Source organism: Pseudomonas sp. P5_152 (genome assembly GCF_033989915.1).
Lineage (GTDB): Bacteria > Pseudomonadota > Gammaproteobacteria > Pseudomonadales > Pseudomonadaceae > Aquipseudomonas.
On record NZ_JASFAH010000002.1, the window covers coordinates 437,332 to 458,763 of the forward strand.

Below are 21,432 nucleotides of genomic sequence, written 5' to 3' on the forward strand. Positions count from 1 at the left end.
AGAATGGCGGGTATGCTACCGAATGTTTCATCGCCTGATGATAAAAATCATCTTCGGGAGCAAGCGCCCAACGGTTCATCTGGTTTTTTGCGGGATTAGCTCGAGTGCGCCTAAAAGGCTGCGGGTGAACGCAGCCATCCATCCAGGGGTTTGATCAGGAGAACTCAATGCCACATGAGGTGAGTCGCGCAAAGGGATCTCCCGAGCCGAACTCCCAACCTTCAGGCATTGTGGTTTTCCAGCCACGCTGCTTATCCATCCGGTTTTTTTCTTCTTCCGAGATCAGAACAATCGCCAGATGGCGCTCAATCATCATTGCCACAGCTTCGACCAACTCGCCGGCCTGATACATCTTCATGCTTTGGTCGCGGATCAGGACACAGGGCACGATGTGTTCTCTATACCTGCCGCCGCTGGATGACCTTGCGCATATCAGCCACGCATCAGGAACGACGTGCTCAAAAATCCGCGTACTACCAACCCTGCCCTCTTCCCAATGATCGCGGAATATTTGTGCAAGTCGTTTGATGGCTCTCTGTTTCTGCTCTGCTTGCGTATGTTTAGCGATGTTGGTTGTCATTGGGTCCAGGCCATTGAAGATTGATCAAGTGCTGCCATTGCTTCCCTGCGCTGCGCAATGAGTGCGGCTTTGTCCTGCGCGCAAAGATGTTGGCCGGGGGTCGGCAAGGCACAAGCGGTGGCCTCGCTCCAGCGGTCGAAGGCCGCAGTGGCAACGAACGCGGGGCCTTGGGTCTTGCGCACCAAGGCTTTGTCTTTTTGCTCAGCGATTACTGGATTGACTTTGGCATAGGTAAACCGCGAAGAGGGATGGTTCACCACGGCCACCGGCACATCACCGGCAAGCGAGCGAATCAACTTACCGTTACGTACGCTGAAGCAGACAATCAGATCCGGTGCCAACACCGCCAAGACTTCGCTGAATGCTCGCTCACCCCGCTGCCAAGCGCCTTGCGGCGGCGGAATTCGACTGTCTGGCAGGAACTCCTGCAGAAAATTGTAATAGGCAACACTGCTCCAGAAGTCTGCTTTTTGCGCGCCGGTGAAGGCCTGCCGAACGTTCTGCACCGCCGTCATGATTTTCGTGAAATGGGGATGGCGCCGAAGTTTACCGGTGGCTTTAGGGTGCCTCTGGCCTAGGGCAAGTGCCTTGATGATTTCGGGTGTAACGGTGGGGCGCTCGTGCTGTTTGGCGCCATAGTGAGACTCGCACACCAGGAGAATGCGTAACCCGCCACATCCTCGCTCATAGTGCGAGCCGACCCAAGGTGCAAAGCGCACCGTACTGTTGTTCATGGTCTTCCTTGGTTGGGGGTTCTGCTGAACCATTCCTGATGGAGCGCAAGATACCTGCAAGCTCAAGCCCGTACCACTCAGGCTGCGTCAAGGCCCACAGGACGTTCGTTTGACTTGGTATTGCAGGGGTCGCTGCGCCACCCAACGCAGCCTTCGGCAGCTGCTACAGGTTCCTGTTGTCGCTTAACTGATCGGCATTAGGCACAATCGCCGGCTTTTTTCGCGACAGGCAGTGCGACCATGCAACGGATTGTAATTCTCGGCAACGCCGGTAGCGGCAAATCTACCCTGGCCCGCGCCCTCGGCAGCCGCCTTGGCCTGCCCGTGGTGCATTTGGACAGGCTGTTCTGGGAGCCTGGCTGGGTCGAGCCAGACGCCGAGCAATTCCGCGCCCGGGTCAAGGCCGCGGTTGCGCCAAAGGCCTGGGTCTGTGAAGGCAACTATGCCCGGCGCACCTTCGACCTGCGCCTTCCCGGTGCCGACCTGATCATCTGGCTCGATACACCGCGGCTCACCTGCTTCACCCGAGTGATCCGGCGCAGCGTCATGAACCGCCCTCGCCCCGACCTTCCCGCAGGCTGCAGCGAGAAGATCGACCGGGCGTTCCTGACCTTCCTGAACTTCGTGTGGAACTTCGACCGTGGCTACCGTCCAGGCATCGAGATGGTGCGCCAGGCCATCGGGCCCCACATCCCTACCCTGCACTTGCGCGGTTCCCGGCAGATCCGCGCCTTTGTCGACAGCTTGCCGGCAACGCCGCAATCAATCAGCGTCGACCTGCAGGGCCTGCAGGATAAACCCGAGTGATTCCGGGGCCGCACGGTGATTGTTCGGCGAGCGGTGCTGGTCCCAGGGCATGGCGTCATCGGTGCAAAAATCGCCGATGCACGCGATGCTCAGCTCAGCCTCCAGCAGCCCCAGGGGAATCCAGAAGTACGGGGTCTGGCGCAGAGGATTCGGCACCGTGGAACCACATGACGAGCAAAAGTCGTTGCGGTAGCCGCTGGGTTTTTGCCAACTGCTGATCTGCTCCTGCCCTGCGACCCAGCGAAAATCAGCCGCCTTGACCAGCGTCGCGAGGTTATGGCCGACCCCGGTTTGCTTGCGGCACAGGGTGCAATGGCAGCGATAGAAATAGCGCGGTTCTACCTCCAGGGTAAAACGTACGGCCCCGCACAGGCACTGCCCGGATGTCATGGATAGCTCCTTTGTACAACGATAGTTCGGCATTTCTACAGGCTGGACTGGCCGAGGACCAGAAAAAACACCGGTCGGCAACGAGATGTCCTGCACCTGCGCTACGAGTTCGCGCCGATCCCCCGCACCACCCGCCGGGCCGTCAGGATGCCCAGCAGCGGTGCGAGAGCGAACACGCCAAACAGCCAGCTTGCGGCATTCGCCGTACCAGCGACACCTCCGGGAACAGTCAGGCCGGCGAGGTTCGCCACCATTCCCGCCAGCGCCGCACCGAGCGCGGTCGCGAACAATTGCACGGTGGTGATAGACGCCGATGCCAGGTCTTGCTCTCCCGCCGGTGCCACCTGGAATATCCGGGTCAGTAGATGGGGCCAGGCCAGGCCGACGCCCAAGCCGATGATCACCAGCGCCAGGCAGATTGGCAGGAGTGCCTGCCAGTCGCCGCCACTTTCGCTGCGCAGCAGAACGGCCAGCGCCGCCATGCCGGTGAATCCGAGCAGTGGACCGGCGAGGATCACCCGGCCCACTGCCCTGCCGCTCGCGCCTGAACTGCCAATCGATCCCAGCGTCCAACCCGCCGCCATGAGCGCCGCGAGGTAACCGGCCATCAGCGGCGACTGCTGATGGAGGACCTGGAGGAACAGCGGCACAAAGATCTCGCCACTGGTGACCGCGACCGCAAGCAACGACATCGTTGCGTAGAGCACACCGAGCGCCGAGGTCATGGAAAATGCACCGGCCGGAAGCAATCGCTGGCGGGCGCGACTTTCGCTCCAGATCAATAGGGCTGTCAGGATCGCGGCCGCGCCAAGGCCGAGGATATTCCACGACAGCATCGACCCAACGCTGCCAGCCGACACGCAGAGTACCGCCGCTGTCAGCAGCACCAGTTGGACCAACGGCAATGGCACGCGCGACGGTTGGTCCGCGCTGCGCTTGGGCAGTATGCGTGCCGCCAGCAGGGCGAACAGGATGGCGACCGGGATCAACGACCAGAACGCCGCCCGCCACACGCCCAGTTGCGCAAAGATCCCCCCGACGGCGGGACCGACCAGGGTGGCCACCCCCCACATGCCGGAGACCAGGGCCATCGCCCGCGGCCATAAGGCTTCGGCGAAAACCAACCGGATCATCGCGTAGGACAAGGCGAACAACAACCCGCCGCCCAGCCCCTGGACAAGCCGGCCCGTGAGCATCACGGCCATTGACGGGGCGAATGCGCAGATCAGCGCACCACAGGCAAACACCAGAGTCGCACCAATGTACGCGCCACGAGGTCCCATGCCCGTCAGCCAGCGCGCCGACAGCGTCGAGCCGAGGATCGAAGCCGCGACGAAGAGCGTGGTGTTCCATGCGTAGTAGTCGAGGCCGCCGATGTCCTTGACCACCGAGGGCAGGATGGTGGTAGCGATATAGACATTGATCGCATGGAGCACCACGCCACCGGCGAGTGCCAGCGAGCGCACGCCATTGGCCCCCGATAGCAGGTCGGCCCAGCCGGTGCCAGCCGGTGCCACAGATTGCAGATGATCGTCAGTGGGTCCTTCACACGTGTCCATGTCAGCTCCAGTCAGTGATCCCACTCGCAACCGCGAATGGGTGCTTGCAACGGCAAGCCGACCTCCTTATAAAACCTCATCCATAGATGAGGTCAAGAGAAAGCTGCCATGTCGATCGATGTTCGCGTGCCTCTATCGGTAGGGGAAGTGTCCCGGCGCTGCGGTGTGACGGTTGCCACCGTGCACTTCTACGAGGCCAAGGGCTTGATCCACGCCGAGCGCAGTGCCGGCAACCAGCGGCGTTATGCGCGCGAAGTGCTGCGCCGGGTAGCCATTATCAAGATCGCCCAGCGCGCAGGCATCCCCCTTGCGACCATCAAGGCGACGCTCGACCAACTACCGACCGGGCGCGCCTTGACCGCGCACGACTGGCAACACCTGTCGACGATCTGGCGCGACATGCTCAGCGAGCGGATTCACAGCCTCACCCAGCTGCGCGATCAACTCGACGGCTGTATCGGCTGCGGCTGCCTGTCGATCGACGACTGCCCGCTGCGCAATCCCGGTGATCGCCTGGGCCAACTGGGCAGCGGTGCGGTCCTGCTCGACCAGGACACGCCGGCCAACAACTGAGTACCGCGACCTGCCCCACGCTGTAGCTCTCCCATAGATTTTTTTCATGGCAGGCTTCTTCGCCGCTGCAATACCTGAGAGAATGTTTGTTAATGATTCTCAATAGCCCTATTTATATCATTAGCAACCAGGAACCTACCTTATGCCGCGCGTTACCCCGCTGCGTTATTTGAATGCGCCCCGAAATCTGCTGGCCATGGCCATCTGCATGGCTACCCTGGCGCCAGCCTTTGCCGATGACAGCAGCGCTATGCCAGAAACCTCCAGGCCGACCACCCTGGAACTGGGTGCTACCGAAATTACCAGTACCCAACTGGGTAGCACGACCGAAGGCACGAGTTCCTACACCACCGGCGCCATGTCCACTGCAACCAAACTGCCGCTGACCATGCGTGAAACGCCCCAGGCCGTCACCGTGATTACCCGCCAGCGCATGGACGACCAGGCCATGACCAGCATCAACGATGTGGTCAATGCGACCCCTGGATTGTTCCTCGATTACTCCGGTGGCCCCGGCCGGCAGTCCTATTCGGCACGCGGTTTTGACATCGACAACCTGATGTATGACGGCATCCCGAGCGGCTATCAAGGCGCGGTGGTCGGCGCCCAGCCGAACCTGGCGATGTTCGATCGGGTCGAGGTGGTACGCGGGGCCACCGGCCTGGTGACCGGTGCCGGCAACCCTTCGGCAGCCATCAACATGGTCCGCAAGCGGCCACTGGCCGAGCAGCACGTCACCCTCACCGGCGCCGCCGGCACCTGGGACAACTACCGCGGCGAAGTCGACGCCTCCAGCCCGCTCAACGACAACGGCACCTTGCGCGGCCGGGTCGTGACGTCCTACCGCGACACCAACAGCTTCGTCGATGATGTCGATGAACAGCACGGCCTGTTCTACGCGGTCACCGAAGCAGACCTTGGCGAAGACACCACCCTGACCTTAGGTTTCTCCAATCAGAAGGACAAGACCAACTACTTCTGGGGCTCTTCGATGATCGGCCTGGATGGTCATCATCTGGACCTGCCGCGCTCCTACAACCCCGGGACTGACTGGGAAAACAAGGACCAGGAGATCAACACCCTGTTCGCCGAAGTCCGCCAGCAGTTGGCCAATGACTGGAAGCTGCAGTTCAACGCCAACTACGCCGAACAGAATGCAATATTCACCGGGTCTTACCAGTCGCGTTGGGTCAACAACACCCTGGCCCGTACCGTCTACCAATCCGGCCACGATGAAAACCAGGCCGGCGTGGATGCGTTTCTCAGTGGTCCGTTCGAAGCGCTCGGGCGCAGCCATGAATTGGTGGTGGGCGCCAGCAAGCGCATCTACGACATGACCACCCACAACTACTCCCCGTACGACACCAACTGGCCGATCAATGCCGGCAAACCGGACTTCGTGCACACCGACAACAGCCGCGAAGTGACCACCCAGGACGGTCTGTACATGACCACCCGCCTGAGTCTGGCCGACCCGTTGAAGCTGATCCTCGGCGGCCGCCTGGACTGGTACGACTACGACAACCGCGATGGCGACGGCGACTACAAGGTCACCCGCAACGTCACCCGCTACGCCGGCCTGATCTACGACCTGGACCAGCATCACTCGGTCTACGTCAGCTACAGCGACATCTTCACCCCCCAGAGTTCCAAGGGCACCTCCGGTACTCCGCTCAAGCCCATCGTCGGCAAGAACTACGAGGTCGGCATCAAGGGCGAATACTTCGACGGTGCGCTGAATGCGAGCCTGGCAGTGTTCCGCATCGACCAGGAAAACCGCGCTGTGCAGGTGTACGTACCGAACTGCCCGCAAGCTACCTGCTATGAGGCCTCCGGTGAGATTCGCAGCCAGGGTATCGACTTCGAACTGCAAGGTGCACTGACCGAGAACTGGCAGGTAGGCGGCGGCTACACCTATGCACGCCTGCACACCCTCAAGGATGCGGCCAACCCGCAGAACGAAAACCAGCGTTTCGACACTGACACCCCGGAGCACCTGTTCAAGCTGACCACCAGCTACCGCTTCCAGGGCCCGCTGGAAAAACTGCGGGTCGGCGGCAACATCTCCTGGCAGAGCCGCATGTACAACGACGTCGCGCTGGCAGATGGCAGCACCTACCGTCTCGAGCAGGGTGCCTACGCCATCACCGACCTGATGGCCGGCTACCAGGTCAACCAGAACCTGGACCTGCAACTCAACGCCAACAACATCTTCGACCGCGAGTACTACTCGTCCATCTCCAACTCCACCAGCTACGGTGGCGACACCTACGGCGCTCCGCGCAACATGATGTTGACCGCCAAATACAGCTTCTAGATAGCCCGGGCGCAAGGACGCGCACGGTTGCTGATGCATGTTTGAATAGCGCACGGATTGACGGTACTTCTTCTCCCCCACTCCAAGGACAGGCACATGGCTCTGATCTCGCAACGAGTAGAAATGGCGCGCAACGGCGCCAACGACAAGGTTATCTGCCGCCTGGCCTCGGGCTGGGTGGTGATGGGCGACGTGCAGTTCCTGCCGGGCTACTGCCTGTTGCTGCCCGACCCTGTCGTACCCAGCCTCAACGATCTGGATGCCCAGGCCAGGGCCACCTACCTGCTCGACATGGCCCGCATCGGCGACGCCGTGTTACAGGCCACCGGGGCGCTGCGGATGAATTACGAGATCCTCGGCAATTCCGAGCCAGAGCTGCATTGCCACCTATTCCCGCGCTACGCCTCAGAACCGGAAAAACATCGCAAAATGCCCGCCTGGTTCTACGACTGGAAAACCGCCCCACCCTACGCCGAAGAAACCCACGGTGAGCTGCGCCGCAAAATTGCCGAACTGCTGACTAGCCCGTAGCAGCTGGCGCAGCTTGCACTCCTGTAGCAGCTGCCGAAGGCTGCGTTGGGTTGCGTAGCGACCCTCGACGGTATTGCCAATCCGACTGAACGTCCTGCGGCCGTTAACGCAGCCTCGCGCGGCTCGACAGCTGCTACGGCGGCTACAACAACGACTACGCTTTTAGGGAACACCCGACACTGCCCAGGTGACTGCCATGAGCACGGCTGCGCTGTCAGAACTCGATGCTGCCCTGCCTGGTCTGGCCCGCAGGATCCGTGTGTTGGACGCGCTGTCCTGGCCGGCCGGAATTGAACAGGTGTTCCTGGCCAATTGGCGCGCCGGCAAGGCGGCGTTGCCCAGAGTCGAGTTACAAGCGCGTGAGCACAGCGCCGAGATTGCCGCCCTGCAAAGCTTTGCCGGACGCTGTGACGAGGGCCATCCGGCCGGCAATTACCTGGCCATGACCGCCCGCAGCTACGCCACGGCCGGGCGCATGCTGGGCGCCATCGGGACTCCCGATTTCACCCGTTACTCCTCGGCGCTGTACCGGCGTCCGGACTTCTATTACACGAACCTGCAATTGAGCATGCTCGACGCGGCCCAGTTCTTCCTCAAGACCACCGACGCGCTGCTGGGCGGCGCGCGGATTCCCCCAAGCCAGGCCGACATCCCGGCCGAGGCTTTCGCCGCCTGGATGCAACCGGAGCTGGACAGCTTTTTCGGCGCCGGCCAGATCAGCGTCGTGCTCGACCCGAGCCTGGCCGCCAAGGCGATTGCCGGCGCAAGCCGGATCCGCCTGCGTGCCAGCGCGCTGTTCTCGAACTTGGACAAACAGCAGTTGCTGCAACACGAGGCCTTCGTACATGTCGCCACGGCGCAGAACGGCGCCCGCCAGACCAATCTGAAAAGCCTCGGCCTCGGTGCCCCACGCACCACCCAGACCCAGGAAGGCATTGCCACCCTCGCCGAGCTATTCACCGCCAGCATGGACATCAACCGTTTGCGCCGCCTGGCCCTGCGAGTGCTGGCGGTCCAGCAGGCGCTGGATGGCGCCGATTTTATCCAGGTATTCGAAGGGTTCCTGGCGGCCGGCCAATCGCAGGAGGAATCGTTCCGCTCAACCCAACGGGTGTTCCGCGGGGCCGACCTGCGTGGCGGCGCGGCGTTCACCAAGGACGCGGCCTACCTGACCGGATTACTCGGTGTGCATACCCTGCTGCGCATCGCCATCCGCGACAACCGCCCGGACCTGGTCGGACATTTATTTGCCGGGCGCCTGACCCTCGGTGATACCGTACGCCTGGCACCGCTGTTCGAATCCGGCTGGCTCCAGGGACCGACCTACCTGCCCGCCTGGGCCAGTGATCTGCGGCGACTGGCGGCGAACCTGGCGTTTTCGGCCTTCATCTCGCGGATAAAGCTTGAGGTGCTGGATCTGCAGGTGCTGATGGCCTTCGCCGACGAACACGAAAGCGATGCCAGCGCCATGTGAACCATGGACGTATTGGGCGGCAACCAAAGTCCATTCAGGGGAAGCCAGATGAACGCGACAACCGTGGGGAAATGGGCGACCTGCCTGCTCGCCCTGCAACTGCTGCTGATGGCGGGATGCAGCAGCAAACCCAACCGGAGCACCTATGCGAGCAGCAGCCAGGGCTCCAACTGCTATGCCAAGGCGCTGCCCACTGCCGGGGAAGGCGGCCTGGCCTGGGGCTCGACCTTGGGTGCGGCGCGGCAAAAATCCATGGTGAGTTGTCAACGCTACGCCGGTCGATCCGGTGGCACGCCGAGCACCTGCAAAGTGGTGCTGGCCCAGTGCAAAACCCGCTAACACCGACGGCCAGCAAACGGAGTGGATCGATTCTGCTGCTACGCTTTGAACTCCTCCGAATGGATTAATACGATGTATTGGTGCATCCCCCTCTCCCCATCTGCCTGGACGCGGCCATGAGCCGTCGGCTGATGGCTGGCCTCACCGTGGTGCTTATCGGCGTGACCAGTTACGTGCTAGTCCAGTGGCAGATGGTCAACCAGCACAAGCGCGAGGTGCAGTGCACCGAGGCCCGGCAGGCGCTCAAGGATGTGCAGATTCGGGCGCGCGCGTTGGCGGCCGGTTTGTCGCTGGACGCTTACAGCCTGGAGGAGGAAGCCAAAGTGGCGGCGCTGATCCAGGCGCTCGACGCCGCCAGCAACGAGGCCGAGGTGAATGCGGTGATTGCCGCGCATGCTGCCGCCATCGAGGCCGAGGCGGCGGCGATCGATGTGCAGGTGGACACCCGGGGCGACCAGGTCTTCCTCGAACAGCGCCGCATGGAACAGCGCATTACCGTGGACGTGAAACAGGAACTGCAGCGCGCGGCGAAGGCCGTCAGCGTGACCTGTGACTAGCCTCGGGCCTGGCGCGGCTTGCGCAACTCCGCCACCAGCAAGGCTGCGGCTCCGGCCATGATGGCGATATCGGCTAGGTTGAACACCCCGGTATGCAGCGATCCCAGGTTGAGCACCAGGTAATCCACCACGTGCCCGTCACGCAGCACCCGGTCGATCAGGTTCGACGCCCCACCCAGTGCGATGCAGTACACCGCCAGCGCCTTGCCTGGCGAACTGGCCCAGCGCGACAACGCCCAGCAGATCGCCCAGCACACCACAGCGCCCACACCGACGATGAAAATCAGTTGTTTGACCGCCGGTGCCAGGCCGGCCCCCAAGCTCAGGAACGCACCCGGATTGAGGCTCAGGGCGATATCCAGCCAGGCGAAACTGCCGCCGATCTTGAAGCTCTGCGCCGCCAGAGACAGCAGCGCGAGCACCTTGATCCACTGGTCGAACGCGATAAATACCAGGCCGAGCAGTACGGCAAACCAGCGACTCGTTGTGACTCGTTCCATGAACAATCCTTGGGCTGACTCTCATGCCTGGACAGGAGGCACGCACCGCCGTTTTGGCAGCGGCGGCAAGATAGCGCAGCTGACGAGTGTCGTCCATCCACCGCCAACCGGGAGCGGTCGGTTCCGCTGGCGGCTCAATCCGTCATGCCTGCACCGGCCTTTTCCTTGAGCCAGTCGATCAGCACCTGCACCCGAGGGGGCATGGGATCGCGATGGGGGTGGACGAGAAAATAGTCGTAGCGCCCCGGCTGGGAAAATCCACCAAAGGGCAGGATCAGTTCGCCCTGGTCGATGCGGCTCTGCACCAGGCGCTGACGGCCGATGGCGATGCCCGCGTGATTGATGGCCGCCGTCACACACAAGTCGGAGCGATCGAAGGTCAGCCCGCGTTGCGGCAAGAACTCGAGCAGGCCCTGCTGCCGAGCCCAGAGTTGCCACTCGGCATCGTAGACCGCGTTGTCCCAGGCCAGGGCATCGTGCAACAGCGTGCAATGGCGCAGGTTGTGCGGTGCCTCAAGCAGGCCATGACGCTCGGCATACAGCGGGCTGCAGACCGGCGCGATGGTCTCGCTCATCAAGGCATGACTGGCCAGCCCAGGGAATTCGCCATTGGCGTAGAGCAGCGCGAGGTCGACGTTTTGCGTGCGAAAATCGATGGCGTCGTTGCCGACGCGGATGTCCAGGGCAATGTTCGGGTAGCGTTGGTGAAAGTCCGCCAGGCGTGGCACCAGCCAGCATTGCGCAGCCGAAGGACGGGCATACAGCGCCACCGACCCGCACAGCTCGGCCTGGGGCGACTGTTGCAGGGCTTCGGACAACTGCTCCATCACCCCTTCGAGGATCGCAAACACGCGCTCGCCCTCCCCCGTCAGGCGCACCCGACGGGTCAGGCGCTCGAACAGGCGCAGGTCCAGGGCTTGTTCGAGGCGGGCGATGCGATGGCTGACGGCGCTGGGCGTGACGCACAATTCTTCGGCAGCCAAGGCAAAACTCAGGTGCCGGGCGGCGACCAGAAAGGTGTGCAGGTTGGCAAACTGTGAGCTGTTGAGCCGGGAGCTCAATCGAGGAGGCAGGTTCAGCATCGGGGCGTTTTTCCGCGGGCGAGAAACCCGGGGCCGCGCGGCCCCGGGTGCAATGGCTAGTGTGCGGCCAACAGTGTACGTCCCTGCTCCAGGTACGCGTCCATTTCTTGCGCCGGCACCATGCTGCCGCCCGTGCCCCACACCAGGTGCGTGGCGTTGGCCAGGCGCTGTGCATCGAGACCCAGGCGTTGACGATAGCCCTGTTGCTCTTGCAGCACCCGCAGGAACCCGGGCAATCCAGCCAGCGCCGAGGGCTCCAGCTTCAGGCCTTCCTCGGCATGCAGCAGGGCCAGCAGGCGGTACATCTGCTCGTCGCTGAGGGTGTAGTAGCCGTCGAGCAAGCGTTGCATCGAACGCCCGACAAACCCCGACGGCCGCCCCACCGCCAGGCCGTCGGCGGCGGTGCGGTTGTCGATGCCAAAATCATAGACGCTGACCTCGTCGTGCAGCCCGGTGTAGACCCCCAGCAACATACATGGCGAGTGCGTCGGCTCGGCGAACACGCAGTGCACCGCGTCGCCGAAAATCTGCTTCAGGCCAAAGGCAACGCCACCAGGGCCGCCGCCGACACCGCACGGCAGATAGACAAACAGCGGGTGTTGCGCGTCGACCGTAATCCCCGCGGACACCAGTTGGTGCTGCAAGCGACGCGCCGCCACCGCGTAACCGAGGAACAGATTGATCGAGTTCTCGTCGTCGACGAAATGGCACTTGGGATCGCTCTCGGCCTGCTGCCGGCCCTGCTCGACGGCGACGCTGTAGTCCGATTGATACTCGACCACCGTCACTCCGCAGGCGCGCAGGCGATCTTTCTTCCATTGCCGGGCATCGGCGGACATGTGCACGGTGGCCTTGAACCCCAGGCGCGCACTCATGATGCCGATGGACAGGCCGAGGTTGCCGGTGGAGCCAACGGCGATGCTGTACTGGCCAAAAAAGGCCCGGGCGGTATCGCTGTCCAGGCTGCTGTAGCAAGCGCCCGGTTGAATCAGGCCGCCGGCCAGCGCCAGGTCCTCGGCGTGCTTGAGCACCTCATAGATGCCGCCGCGGGCCTTGATCGACCCGGAAATCGGCAGCAGGTTGTCGGCCTTCAGCCACAGTGCGCCCTGCACCGGCAGTTGCGCCTCGGCACAGAGGGTAGCCTGCAGGCGCGGCAGCGCGATCAGCGGCGACTCGATGATGCCAGCGCTCGCCTGGGTCTCGGGGAACGCCGACTGAATGTAGCTGGCAAACCGCTCAAGCCGGGCGCTGGCGTCATCCACGTCGGCCAGGCCCAGGGGCACATCACTCAAGGCCTGCGCGGTCGGCGCCAGGGCCGGGTTGAACCAGGTGACGGGTTCGACCCGGGTCAACGGTCCAATCAGGGGATGGCTCTGGCACCAGTCAGCCAGGGATTTGTTGTGAATCATGGTTCTACTCCAGACAGTGGACAGCATCGCGGGTGTGCTCAAACCCACTGCGATACCAATAACGTCATTCCCAGGGCCACGACCGAGGCCAGCAAGGTTCCAACGGTAAATTTTTTCAGCGCCTCGCCCAGGGACACCCCCAGGTATTCCTTGACCACCCAGAACGCCGAGTCGGTCACCGTGGTCCAGCCAATGGCGCCGGCGCCGATCGCAATCACCACGATTTCGCGGTTCTGCCCAGGCATCGCGTCCAGTAGCGGCAGGACCATGCCCGCGGCACTGATCATCGCCACGGTGGCCGAGCCCACGGCCAGGTGCATCAGGCCGGCGACGAACCAGGCCAGCAGAATCGGATTGAGGTCCCATTGCGACAGCGTGCTGGCCAGGACCTTGCCTACGCCACTGTCGATCAGCACGCCATTGAAGGCCCCGCCGGCACCGATGATCAACAGGATATTGGCCAACGGCGTGAAGGACTGCTCAGTCAGGCGCTGCAGCTCGGCCATGCCCAGCCCGCGATACAGGCCCAGGGAACCGTAGGCGAACACCACCGCAATGGCCAGCGCGGTCAGCGGATTGCCGAGAAAGCTCATCAGTTGATAGAAGCCACTGCCCTGGGGCAGGCTCATGGTCACCAGGGTCTTGCCGACCATCAGCAACAACGGCAGCAGGATCACCAACAGCGTCAGCCCCAGGCCTGGCATCGCCCGAGTGTCTGCCAGGCTGGTGGGCGCCGCGGCGAAGCTCTGGCCGCTGGCCGGCTCGTGGCGCTTGCACACCAGCTTGACCCACACCGGCCCCGCCACGATGGCGGTAGGCAGGCCGACGATCAGCCCATAGATAATCACCTTGCCGACGTCAGCGCCCAGCAGTTGGGTGATCGCCATGGCTGCCGGGTGCGGCGGCAACATGCAGTGCACGGTCATCAACGAAATCGCCAGGGGCAGGCCGACATACAGGATGTTCAAGCGGGTTTGCCGGGCGACCACATAGATCAGCGGAATCAGCAACACAAAGCCGACCTCGAAGAACACCGGAATGCCGACAATGAAGCCCACCAGCATCATCGCCCAGGAGGCACGTTGCTCGCCCAAGGTGCTGAGCAGCGTGCGGGCAATACGCTCGGCGCCACCGGACACTTCCAGCATTTTACCCAGGATGCTCCCCAGGCCAATCACCGCCGCAAGAAACCCCAGGGTGCCGCCCATGCCCTTTTCAAAGGAGTCGGCGATGGACGACAGCGGCATGCCCGCACCCGCCCCGACGACAAAACTGGCGAGCATCAACGCCAGGAAGGAATGGACGCGAAACTTGACCACCAGCACTACAATCAAGCCGATAGCCGCCATCAAAATCAGTAGTAAACCCGCCTCTTCGTGCATGACATCCCCTTGTTATTGTAGTGAGCGCATGAGACCGCGCGGATCGCGGTCCGCGGCGATTAAGCGCCAGGGGTCTGGGGGCTTACAAAGGATGGTTCTTCAATGGATGGATGACGTGGGGTCATCTATGGGAGGGCTGGCTTGCCGAGCCCCACAGGGTCTGGTGTATGCAGGGACCTGTGGGAGCTGGCTTGCCAGCGATGGTTGCAAGGACGGCGCGGTGCATCAGGTTGTGCGCGTTATCGTTGGCGACCATCGCGAGCCTGCTCGCAATGACCGTCTACGATAACGCGCAGTACCGAACCTAAAACCGCTCAGCCAGATCCGTGGTCATGAGCATCTGCTGGAACCTCTCGAGAAATACCGACTCAGCCTGAGTCAGTTTCTGTTCACGGTTCCACAGCAAGTAGACATTCACGTCAATCACTCCCTCCCATGGCGGCAAGCGCCAGACTTCTCCAGCCAGCACATCAGCCGCGACGATGTGCTCCGGCAGGCAACCGATGCCATAGCCGGCGCCCACCAGCCGGCGGATTTCATCGAGGCTCGGAGACGAAGCAACAATGCGCCCAGTGAACCCTTGCTGATCACGAAACACCGTAAGCGGCGACAGGTTGCCGCCAATCTGGTCGCTGGTAAAACTGACGAAGTTTTCACTCTGCAAATCCGCCAGGGTCAGGTTCGTGCGACCGAACAGCCGGTGCCGCTTGCCGCAGAAAAACGCATAGCGCTGCTGCAGCAACACCCGTTGCTCAAGCTTGGGCTGTGGGGTGCGGCACAGGCTCAGGCCGAACGAGGCGGTTTTTTGCAGCAGTGCGCTGGCCACATCCGAGCTGCGCAGCACATCGACCTCGAACTCCACCTGCGGGTATTCAAGGTGAAATTGCGCGAGGAACTCATCGTAGCAGCGTGATTGAATACGACTGATGGTCAGCATGCGGATCTTGCCCACCACCGTCTCGGCAGGTGAATCCAGGGCTGGGCCCAGGCGCGAGACCGTGCCGTACAGTTCGGCGGCGATCTGCATGACTTCTTCACCGGCCTTGGACAGGCTGATACGCGGCCCACGGCGCACCACCAGCGCGCTGTCGAGTTGCTCCTCCAGGCGCCGCAGGGCCTGGCTGATGGCCGGCTGGCTCAAGTGCAGGCGCGCGGCGGCCCGGCTGATGCTGCCTTCCTGGCCGATCACCAGGAAGGTGCGCAACAGATTCCAGTCCAGGCGGTCGTTGAGGAAGCGCTTGGCGTCGGGATCGCGTAACGAAGGGCCGGCAGGGATCATCATTATTCCTGGTGCTTATACTTGAGTATTTAGATTAGAAGCTTTTCCTAGCATAGGGGCTGGCGCAAGATCCAGCAACGCACCGCCAGAGTGCGAACGTCGTGCCTGCGCATGACACACATTTCCTCCTGCTTATAACAATGACGTCCAGGAGCTACAGATGACGAGCACTACCTCAAGTCCGCGACGTGCCGCGGCAGCGGCCTTTATCGGCACCACCATCGAATTTTACGACTTCTACATCTATGCCTTCGCGGCAGCGCTGGTCCTCGGCCAGCTGTTCTTCCCCAGTGAAAACCCGATGCTCAGCACCATGGCCGCGTTCGGCAGCTTCGCGGTCGGCTTTATCGCCCGCCCGTTCGCCGGCATGGTCTTCGGCCATCTGGGCGACCGCCTGGGGCGCAAGAAAATGTTGCTGGTGACCATCGTGCTGATGGGGGTCGCGACCACCTGCATCGGCTTGCTACCCACTTATGCCCAGGCGGGTATCTGGGCCCCGATCGGCCTGGTGGTCCTGCGTTTACTGCAAGGGATTTCGGTCGGTGGCGAGTGGGGTGGTGCGGTGCTGATGGCCAGTGAACACGCGCCCAAGGGCCGCAAGGTGTTCTTCGCCTCGTTCGCCCAATGGGGCAGCCCGGCCGGCCTGCTGTTGGCGCTGATCGCATTCCGCTGCATCAGTGAAATGGAGCAGGACGCACTGATGAGCTGGGGCTGGCGTATTCCGTTCCTGATGAGCGGCGTGCTGATGATGGTCGGCCTGGCGATTCGTTTCGGCGTGCCTGAGTCGCCGGAGTTTGCCGAGGTCCAGGACAGCGGCCAAACCGCCGAGAACCCGGTGCTGGAAGTTATCCGCAAGGACTGGAAGAGCATTCTGTTCGCGGCCCTGGCAGTGACCATTGGCTCGGGCGGTTTCTTCTTCACCAACACCTTCATGATCACCTACGTCACGCAGTACCAGGGCATCGCCAAGACCACGATCCTCGACTGTCTGTTCGTGGTCACCGTGCTGCAATTTCTCTCCCAACCCTGTTCTGCGCTGTTGGCCGAACGCCTGGGCGAGGGACGCTTCCTCAAGTGGGTGGCGTCGCTGTGCATCCTGGTGCCGTACCCGATGTTCCTGCTGGTGCAGACCGGCAACCTGTTCTACATGACCGCGGGGATTGCCCTGGCGGTACTGCTGCTGGCAGCACTGTACGCGGTGATCGCCGGCTACATGGCTGAAGCCTTCCAGGCGCGGGTGCGTTACTCGGGCATCTCGATTGCCTATCAGTTGGGCAGCGGCGTGAGTGGTGGCCTGACGCCACTGATCGGCACCTTCCTGGCGGGGCATTTCGCCGGTCAATGGTGGCCGCTGGCAGTCTTCTTCAGCGGGCTGGCGCTGATGTCGTTGATCGGTGTACTGGGCCTGGCTTATTTGCGCGGCGTCAATGCCAAGCCGGTCGGGCTGCCCCTTTCCCAAGGAGTTGTTTAATGAGCAAGCCAAGCGCTATGTCGCAAATCGAGTGGCAGTCGCGCTGCGAGTTGGCCGCGCTGTATCGGCTGGTCGCCTACTACCGCATGACCGACCTGATCGACACTCACATCACCCTGCGTGTGCCCGGGCCGCAGCGGCATTTCCTGATCAATCGCTACGGCGTGGCGTTCGAGAAAATGCGCGCCAGTGACCTGGTCCTGATCGACCTCGAGGGCAACGTGGTCGATGGTCAGCACGGTGGGCACGTGAATGCGGCCGGGTTCGTCATCCATTCGGCGATTCATGAGGCTCGCCCGGATCTGCACTGCATCATCCACACCCACACCGCTGCCGGTATGGCGGTGGCTGCCCAGCGCGACGGGTTGTTGCCGCTGACCCAGCACGCGCTGAAGTTCTACGGCAACCTGGCGTATCACACCTACGAAGGCATCGCGTTGTCGATGCACGAGCGCGAGCGGCTGGTGGCTGACCTGGGCTCGCACAAAGCGATGATCCTGCGTAACCACGGCCTGCTTGCGGCCGGTGACAGCGTGGCGGCGGCGTTCCACGAAATCTACTTTCTGGAGCGCGCCTGCCAGGCGCAGATCCAGGCGATGTCCGCCGGGGTAGCGCTGAACATCCCCGACGAAGCCGTGTGCCGGCACACCGCCGCGCAGTTTGGCCGTGAGGGTATCGAGGGGATCATTGATCTGGCCTGGCAGGCCGCGCTCAGTCTGATCGACGAGCAGCGCGCCGATTGGTGCCGTTGACCATGGCCAGTCTCGTGTTGTTGTGCCAGAACCCTGCGCTGACCGATTGGCTGGCCGCGCTGTTCGCCAGCCATGCTCCGCACTTGCAGGTGCTGCGTCCTGAAGATTCAGGCGCACAGCAGGCCCAGGTTGCGGTGTGCTGGTTCCCACCAGCGGGCAGCCTCGGCGCCTTGCCGAACTTGCGCCTGGTGTACTCGATTGGCTCGGGGGTCGACCACCTGGCCCAGGATCCTTCGCGTGATCCGGCGCTGCCGGTATGCCGGGTGGTCGACCCGGATCACACCCAGGGTATGAGCGAGTACGTGCACTGGGGGGTGTTGCATTTTCACCGCGGCTTCGACCAGGTGATAACCGGCAACGCTGCACAACGCTGGCAGCGTCCGCTGCAGCGCCGTGCGCAAGGGTTCCGGGTCGGGGTGATGGGCCTGGGAGCGATCGGGGCACCGGTGGCCATGCGGCTGGCCGAGGCCGGCTACGACGTGCGCGGTTGGGCGCGCACGCCGCGAGCAATCGATGGCGTGAGCACCTTCAGCGGAGCGTGTGCACTGCAGGGGTTTCTTTCGGAGCTGGATGTACTGGTCAACTTGCTGCCGCTGACCGCCGCCACTCAAGGTGTGTTGGGCCGCGAGGTGTTCCAGTACATGGCGCGAGGCAGTGCCTTGATCAATTGCGGGCGTGGCCAGCACCTCAATCATCCGGACTTGCAACAAGCCCTGGCGAGCGGGCAATTGCGTGGCGCCTTGCTGGATGTGTTCGAGCAGGAACCGTTGCCTGTGGACTCGCCGCTGTGGCGCACCCCTGGGGTCTGGGTGACGCCGCACATGGCGTCCGCCGCCTCGGACCAATGCATCGCCCAGCAGGTCACCGACAACGTTTCGCGGCTCGCCGCGGGACTGGCATTGAACAATCTGGTCGATCCCGAACAGGGATATTGAGCGGACCGCTAATTAATCACTGCGCGTTGTGTGCCGCGTTATCGGCCAACGCACATGCAACCTGAATTGTCTTGGCATGAGGTCATCCATGAAAACATTTTTCCACCCGGCACAACGTCTGCACCATCCACGTTCCTACCTGTCGCGCGGGCAGATGCGCGAGCCGCAAGAGGTGCCCGCGCGTATCGACCCACTGCTGGCGGTGATCAAGAAGCTCGGCTACCCGCTGCAGGAACCGCTCGACTACGGTCACGCGCCACTCGCCGCCGTGCACAGCCCGGCCTACCTGGATTACCTGAGCAGCGCATACCAGCAATGGCACGAGGTGCCGGAAGACTGGGGCGATGAGGTGATGTCGAACATTTTTATCCGCGAAGGCAATCCGCTGCGCGGGATCCTGGGCAAGACCGCCCGCTACCTGGCCGACGGCAGTTGCCCGATTGGCCAACACACCTGGCAGGCTGCTTACTGGTCAGCGCAAAGTGCGGTGGCCGCCGCCCAGGCGATTATCCAGGGCGATGAGGCGGCCTACGCCCTGTGCCGTCCACCAGGACACCATGCCCGTGCCGAAGGCGCTGGCGGCTTCTGCTTTCTGAATAACGCCGCAATTGCCGCCCAGGCGTTGCGGGGCACGTTCGCCAAGGTCGCGGTGCTGGATACCGACATGCACCACGGCCAGGGCATCCAGGAGATTTTCTACGACCGCGACGACGTGCTCTACGTGTCGATCCATGGCGACCCCACCAACTTCTACCCGGTGGTGGCCGGCTTCGACGACGAAACCGGCACTGGCCGCGGTGAAGGTTTTAACCTGAACCTGCCAATGGCCCACGGCTCCAGCGAGGCGGATTTCTTCGCGTGCATGGACCAGGCCGAGGCCGCCTTGCGCGCCTTCGCCCCAGACGTACTGGTGCTGTCACTGGGTTTTGATATCTACGAAAACGACCCGCAGTCCAAGGTCGCGGTAACCCATGAAGGTTTCCGGGTGCTGGGCCAGCGAATCAAGGCGCTGGGCCTGCCATGCGTGGTGGTGCAGGAAGGCGGTTACGACATCGCCACCCTCGACGAAAACGCTGCGCGGTTCTTCGACGGCTTGACCGCCTCGCGCTGAGCCTCAATCGCCCGGGCTGGTTAACCCACCAAGGGTTGCAGCCTGGGCTTACCGAGCAATACCTAAAACAACAAGGGTGCAACTTACGCCTCGGCGCAAGTTAGCGGTCGGGCTTGACCTTGCCCGCAGCAAACACACCTGGTCCAGAACAATAAAAATTCACGCTGCCACTCTTAAACGTTGGCAAAAAGGAAGTGCACCATGTGGTTCAAACTTTTCACCCTGGGGATGGCCGGCGCCAGCGTCTGCCTGAGCAGTACCGTAGTGGGCGCGGCAGAGTCGGCCAGCGGCTTTATTGAAGACAGCACGACGTCGGTAGGTTTGCGCAACTTTTACTGGAATGCCGACAACCGTAGCGGCAGCTACCGCAACCCCGAAGGCGAACGGCAAAGTTATCGTCAGGAGTGGGCGCAAGGGGTTCTGGCCAAGTTCAACTCAGGTTATACCCAGGGGCTGATTGGCTTCGGCATGGATCTGCATTACATGGGGTCGCTCAAACTCGACGGCGGCAACGGACGCGTCGGGGATGGCATCGGCAATGGCGGCATCGTTGCACGGGACAATCAAGGAGAGCCTAAAGGTGGCTACTCCAAGGCCGGTGGCGCGGTGAAGATGCGGGTCGGCCATACCGAGTTGGCCTACGGCGATCTGTTTCCCGATTCGCCAGTGCTCAAATACGGCGACATTCGTCTGTTGCCGCAAACATTAAGGGGTTTCAACGCCACGGATCGCTCGCTCGAGGGCCTGACCCTGAATGCCGGGCGTTTTGTCTCCAGCAGCGACCGCGCGCAACCCAATCATGGCGGGCATCTGGGCACGGCCTACAGCGGGCGCCAGGCCGACAGCGAGTTCGTCAGTTATTACGGCGGTATTTACACGGGGGTCAACAACCTCAAGATCAAGCTATTTGGCTCCGAACTCGATGACATCTGGAATCAGCAGTTCGCCTCGCTTGACTACCGCCTGCCATTGACCGTCGGCGGCGTGGTGAATACCGGCATCAACTATTACCGTACCCGCAATACCGGCGCGGCATTGCTGGGCGATATCCGCAACGATGCCTGGAGTGCGCGTGCGGGGTATGCACTGGGTGGGCACAAGTTTGAACTGGCCTATACGCAGATCGATGGCGACCAGCCATTCGACTATGTCTGGAACAGTTTTGATATCGAACTGGATGCGGCCTCCCAGGGCAGTGACTTCAACAGTCCCAACGAAAAGGCCTGGAGTGCCCGCTATGACCTGGATGCCGCCGTGCTCGGCGTGCCGGGCCTGACCTTCACCGCGCGCTACATTCGTGGCACTGACATCGACGGCAGGGATGCCGGCGGTGCCTACTCCCGATACCAGGCGGTGCGCGATGGTTCGCAGTGGGAGCGGGACCTGTGGGTCAAATACGTGGTGCAGTCAGGACCGGCGAAGAACCTGTCGCTGCGCTTGATGCTCGCCTCGATGCGGACCGGTGGCGATTACGGCGCGATTGCCAACGACCTGGATCAAACCCGGATCATCCTGGACTACCCCTTGGACCTGGGTTTCCTGCGCTAGCTTGAACGCGCTCCCAGCGAGCGCAATCAACAGAGGCCATCGCCGGCACCGCCGTGTATGGCCTCCCCCCGCCAAGAACCTCGCATTGATTGCGCTGATGAT

The 21,432-nt window shown here is 62.5% G+C and carries 21 protein-coding genes; 12 read left to right on the forward strand and 9 right to left on the reverse strand.

Annotated elements, in window-relative coordinates; genetic code table 11:
• Positions 1 to 154 precede the first annotated feature (154 nt).
• Together QMK50_RS01785 and QMK50_RS01790 are read right to left on the reverse strand one after the other, a co-directional pair.
• Positions 155 to 580 (reverse strand): hypothetical protein, encoded by a 426-nt coding sequence (locus tag QMK50_RS01785; RefSeq protein ID WP_095168658.1) that lies wholly within the window; start codon positions 578 to 580, stop codon positions 155 to 157.
• The gene (locus QMK50_RS01790; protein ID WP_320332351.1) at positions 577 to 1,314 is read right to left on the reverse strand and encodes a hypothetical protein; all 738 of its coding nucleotides are present in this window, start codon (positions 1,312 to 1,314) and stop codon (positions 577 to 579) included. Before QMK50_RS01790 ends, QMK50_RS01785 begins: the two co-directional genes overlap by 4 nt.
• A 240-nt stretch (positions 1,315 to 1,554) precedes the next feature.
• On the opposite strand from QMK50_RS01790, the gene QMK50_RS01795 reads away from it, so the two are divergent.
• Positions 1,555 to 2,121, forward strand: a complete 567-nt coding sequence (locus QMK50_RS01795; RefSeq protein ID WP_095168655.1) for an AAA family ATPase — start codon at positions 1,555 to 1,557, stop codon at positions 2,119 to 2,121.
• Here QMK50_RS01795 and QMK50_RS01800 read toward each other — a convergent pair.
• On the reverse strand, positions 2,077 to 2,511 hold the full coding sequence (locus tag QMK50_RS01800; protein WP_095168653.1) for a GFA family protein: 435 nt from the start codon (positions 2,509 to 2,511) through the stop codon (positions 2,077 to 2,079). The two genes, QMK50_RS01795 and QMK50_RS01800, sit on opposite strands and share 45 nt — an antisense overlap.
• Positions 2,512 to 2,612: 101 nt before the next feature.
• Positions 2,613 to 4,070: an MFS transporter gene (locus QMK50_RS01805; protein WP_320332352.1), complete on the reverse strand. Its 1,458-nt coding sequence runs from the start codon at positions 4,068 to 4,070 to the stop codon at positions 2,613 to 2,615.
• A gap of 108 nt (positions 4,071 to 4,178) precedes the next feature.
• On the opposite strand from QMK50_RS01805, the gene soxR reads away from it, so the two are divergent.
• The 6 genes from soxR to QMK50_RS01835 all read left to right on the forward strand — a co-directional run bounded on the left by soxR (position 4,179) and on the right by QMK50_RS01835 (position 9,861).
• Complete coding sequence (gene soxR, locus QMK50_RS01810) at positions 4,179 to 4,643, forward strand: redox-sensitive transcriptional activator SoxR (RefSeq protein WP_095168650.1); 465 nt, start codon at positions 4,179 to 4,181, stop codon at positions 4,641 to 4,643.
• Positions 4,644 to 4,785: 142 nt separating this feature from the next.
• A complete protein-coding gene (locus QMK50_RS01815) occupies positions 4,786 to 6,960 on the forward strand; it encodes a TonB-dependent siderophore receptor (protein WP_320332353.1) in 2,175 nt (724 codons plus the stop codon).
• Between the two features lie 96 nt (positions 6,961 to 7,056).
• Positions 7,057 to 7,491: an HIT family protein gene (locus tag QMK50_RS01820; RefSeq protein WP_159996321.1), complete on the forward strand. Its 435-nt coding sequence runs from the start codon at positions 7,057 to 7,059 to the stop codon at positions 7,489 to 7,491.
• A 196-nt stretch (positions 7,492 to 7,687) separates the two neighbouring features.
• Entirely contained in the window at positions 7,688 to 8,965 is a 1,278-nt protein-coding gene (locus QMK50_RS01825; protein ID WP_320332354.1) for a flavohemoglobin expression-modulating QEGLA motif protein, read from the forward strand.
• A gap of 48 nt (positions 8,966 to 9,013) precedes the next feature.
• Positions 9,014 to 9,304 carry a hypothetical protein gene (locus tag QMK50_RS01830; RefSeq protein ID WP_320332355.1) on the forward strand — a complete coding sequence of 97 codons (291 nt, stop codon included), beginning with the start codon at positions 9,014 to 9,016 and terminating at the stop codon, positions 9,302 to 9,304.
• Between the two features lie 80 nt (positions 9,305 to 9,384).
• On the forward strand, positions 9,385 to 9,861 hold the full coding sequence (locus QMK50_RS01835) for a hypothetical protein (RefSeq protein WP_320332356.1): 477 nt from the start codon (positions 9,385 to 9,387) through the stop codon (positions 9,859 to 9,861).
• On the opposite strand, the gene QMK50_RS01840 is transcribed toward QMK50_RS01835, so the two are convergent.
• The 5 genes from QMK50_RS01840 to QMK50_RS01860 form a co-directional block, all read right to left on the reverse strand.
• On the reverse strand, positions 9,858 to 10,361 hold the full coding sequence (locus QMK50_RS01840; RefSeq protein WP_320332357.1) for a signal peptidase II: 504 nt from the start codon (positions 10,359 to 10,361) through the stop codon (positions 9,858 to 9,860). The genes QMK50_RS01835 and QMK50_RS01840 overlap by 4 nt on opposite strands.
• 134 nt (positions 10,362 to 10,495) lie before the next feature.
• Entirely contained in the window at positions 10,496 to 11,443 is a 948-nt protein-coding gene (gene dsdC / locus QMK50_RS01845; protein ID WP_320332358.1) for a DNA-binding transcriptional regulator DsdC, read from the reverse strand.
• A gap of 56 nt (positions 11,444 to 11,499) precedes the next feature.
• Positions 11,500 to 12,852: a D-serine ammonia-lyase gene (locus QMK50_RS01850; RefSeq protein ID WP_320332359.1), complete on the reverse strand. Its 1,353-nt coding sequence runs from the start codon at positions 12,850 to 12,852 to the stop codon at positions 11,500 to 11,502.
• Positions 12,853 to 12,890: 38 nt separating this feature from the next.
• The gene (locus QMK50_RS01855; RefSeq protein WP_159996331.1) at positions 12,891 to 14,234 is read right to left on the reverse strand and encodes a gluconate:H+ symporter; all 1,344 of its coding nucleotides are present in this window, start codon (positions 14,232 to 14,234) and stop codon (positions 12,891 to 12,893) included.
• A 304-nt stretch (positions 14,235 to 14,538) separates the two neighbouring features.
• Positions 14,539 to 15,513 carry a LysR family transcriptional regulator gene (locus tag QMK50_RS01860; protein WP_095168630.1) on the reverse strand — a complete coding sequence of 325 codons (975 nt, stop codon included), beginning with the start codon at positions 15,511 to 15,513 and terminating at the stop codon, positions 14,539 to 14,541.
• A gap of 160 nt (positions 15,514 to 15,673) precedes the next feature.
• Between QMK50_RS01860 and QMK50_RS01865 the strand changes: the two genes are divergently transcribed.
• The 5 genes from QMK50_RS01865 (at position 15,674) to QMK50_RS01885 (ending at position 21,330) form a co-directional block, all read left to right on the forward strand.
• Positions 15,674 to 16,984, forward strand: coding sequence for an MFS transporter (locus QMK50_RS01865; protein WP_320332360.1), 1,311 nt, complete (start codon positions 15,674 to 15,676; stop codon positions 16,982 to 16,984).
• A complete protein-coding gene (locus QMK50_RS01870; protein WP_320332361.1) occupies positions 16,984 to 17,736 on the forward strand; it encodes a class II aldolase/adducin family protein in 753 nt (250 codons plus the stop codon). The genes QMK50_RS01865 and QMK50_RS01870 overlap by 1 nt, the downstream gene beginning before the upstream one ends.
• A 2-nt stretch (positions 17,737 to 17,738) precedes the next feature.
• Complete coding sequence (locus tag QMK50_RS01875) at positions 17,739 to 18,671, forward strand: glyoxylate/hydroxypyruvate reductase A (RefSeq protein ID WP_320332362.1); 933 nt, start codon at positions 17,739 to 17,741, stop codon at positions 18,669 to 18,671.
• Between the two features lie 88 nt (positions 18,672 to 18,759).
• A complete protein-coding gene (locus tag QMK50_RS01880) occupies positions 18,760 to 19,782 on the forward strand; it encodes a histone deacetylase family protein (protein WP_320332363.1) in 1,023 nt (340 codons plus the stop codon).
• A gap of 201 nt (positions 19,783 to 19,983) precedes the next feature.
• Entirely contained in the window at positions 19,984 to 21,330 is a 1,347-nt protein-coding gene (locus QMK50_RS01885) for an OprD family porin (protein WP_320332364.1), read from the forward strand.
• The last annotated feature ends 102 nt before the right edge of the window (positions 21,331 to 21,432 follow it).

Coding starts and splice junctions, on each gene's coding strand:
- QMK50_RS01815 (WP_320332353.1), top strand. CDS start 4,786: ATGCCGCGCGTTACCCCGCTGCGTTATTTGAATGCGCCCCGAAATCTG.
- QMK50_RS01805 (WP_320332352.1), bottom strand. CDS start 4,070: ATGGACACGTGTGAAGGACCCACTGACGATCATCTGCAATCTGTGGCA.
- QMK50_RS01870 (WP_320332361.1), top strand. CDS start 16,984: ATGAGCAAGCCAAGCGCTATGTCGCAAATCGAGTGGCAGTCGCGCTGC.
- QMK50_RS01825 (WP_320332354.1), top strand. CDS start 7,688: ATGAGCACGGCTGCGCTGTCAGAACTCGATGCTGCCCTGCCTGGTCTG.
- QMK50_RS01880 (WP_320332363.1), top strand. CDS start 18,760: ATGAAAACATTTTTCCACCCGGCACAACGTCTGCACCATCCACGTTCC.
- QMK50_RS01790 (WP_320332351.1), bottom strand. CDS start 1,314: ATGAACAACAGTACGGTGCGCTTTGCACCTTGGGTCGGCTCGCACTAT.
- QMK50_RS01860 (WP_095168630.1), bottom strand. CDS start 15,513: ATGATCCCTGCCGGCCCTTCGTTACGCGATCCCGACGCCAAGCGCTTC.
- QMK50_RS01830 (WP_320332355.1), top strand. CDS start 9,014: ATGAACGCGACAACCGTGGGGAAATGGGCGACCTGCCTGCTCGCCCTG.
- QMK50_RS01850 (WP_320332359.1), bottom strand. CDS start 12,852: ATGATTCACAACAAATCCCTGGCTGACTGGTGCCAGAGCCATCCCCTG.
- QMK50_RS01795 (WP_095168655.1), top strand. CDS start 1,555: ATGCAACGGATTGTAATTCTCGGCAACGCCGGTAGCGGCAAATCTACC.
- dsdC (WP_320332358.1), bottom strand. CDS start 11,443: ATGCTGAACCTGCCTCCTCGATTGAGCTCCCGGCTCAACAGCTCACAG.
- QMK50_RS01865 (WP_320332360.1), top strand. CDS start 15,674: ATGACGAGCACTACCTCAAGTCCGCGACGTGCCGCGGCAGCGGCCTTT.
- QMK50_RS01855 (WP_159996331.1), bottom strand. CDS start 14,234: ATGCACGAAGAGGCGGGTTTACTACTGATTTTGATGGCGGCTATCGGC.
- QMK50_RS01840 (WP_320332357.1), bottom strand. CDS start 10,361: ATGGAACGAGTCACAACGAGTCGCTGGTTTGCCGTACTGCTCGGCCTG.
- QMK50_RS01800 (WP_095168653.1), bottom strand. CDS start 2,511: ATGACATCCGGGCAGTGCCTGTGCGGGGCCGTACGTTTTACCCTGGAG.
- QMK50_RS01785 (WP_095168658.1), bottom strand. CDS start 580: ATGACAACCAACATCGCTAAACATACGCAAGCAGAGCAGAAACAGAGA.
- soxR (WP_095168650.1), top strand. CDS start 4,179: ATGTCGATCGATGTTCGCGTGCCTCTATCGGTAGGGGAAGTGTCCCGG.
- QMK50_RS01885 (WP_320332364.1), top strand. CDS start 19,984: ATGTGGTTCAAACTTTTCACCCTGGGGATGGCCGGCGCCAGCGTCTGC.
- QMK50_RS01820 (WP_159996321.1), top strand. CDS start 7,057: ATGGCTCTGATCTCGCAACGAGTAGAAATGGCGCGCAACGGCGCCAAC.
- QMK50_RS01875 (WP_320332362.1), top strand. CDS start 17,739: ATGGCCAGTCTCGTGTTGTTGTGCCAGAACCCTGCGCTGACCGATTGG.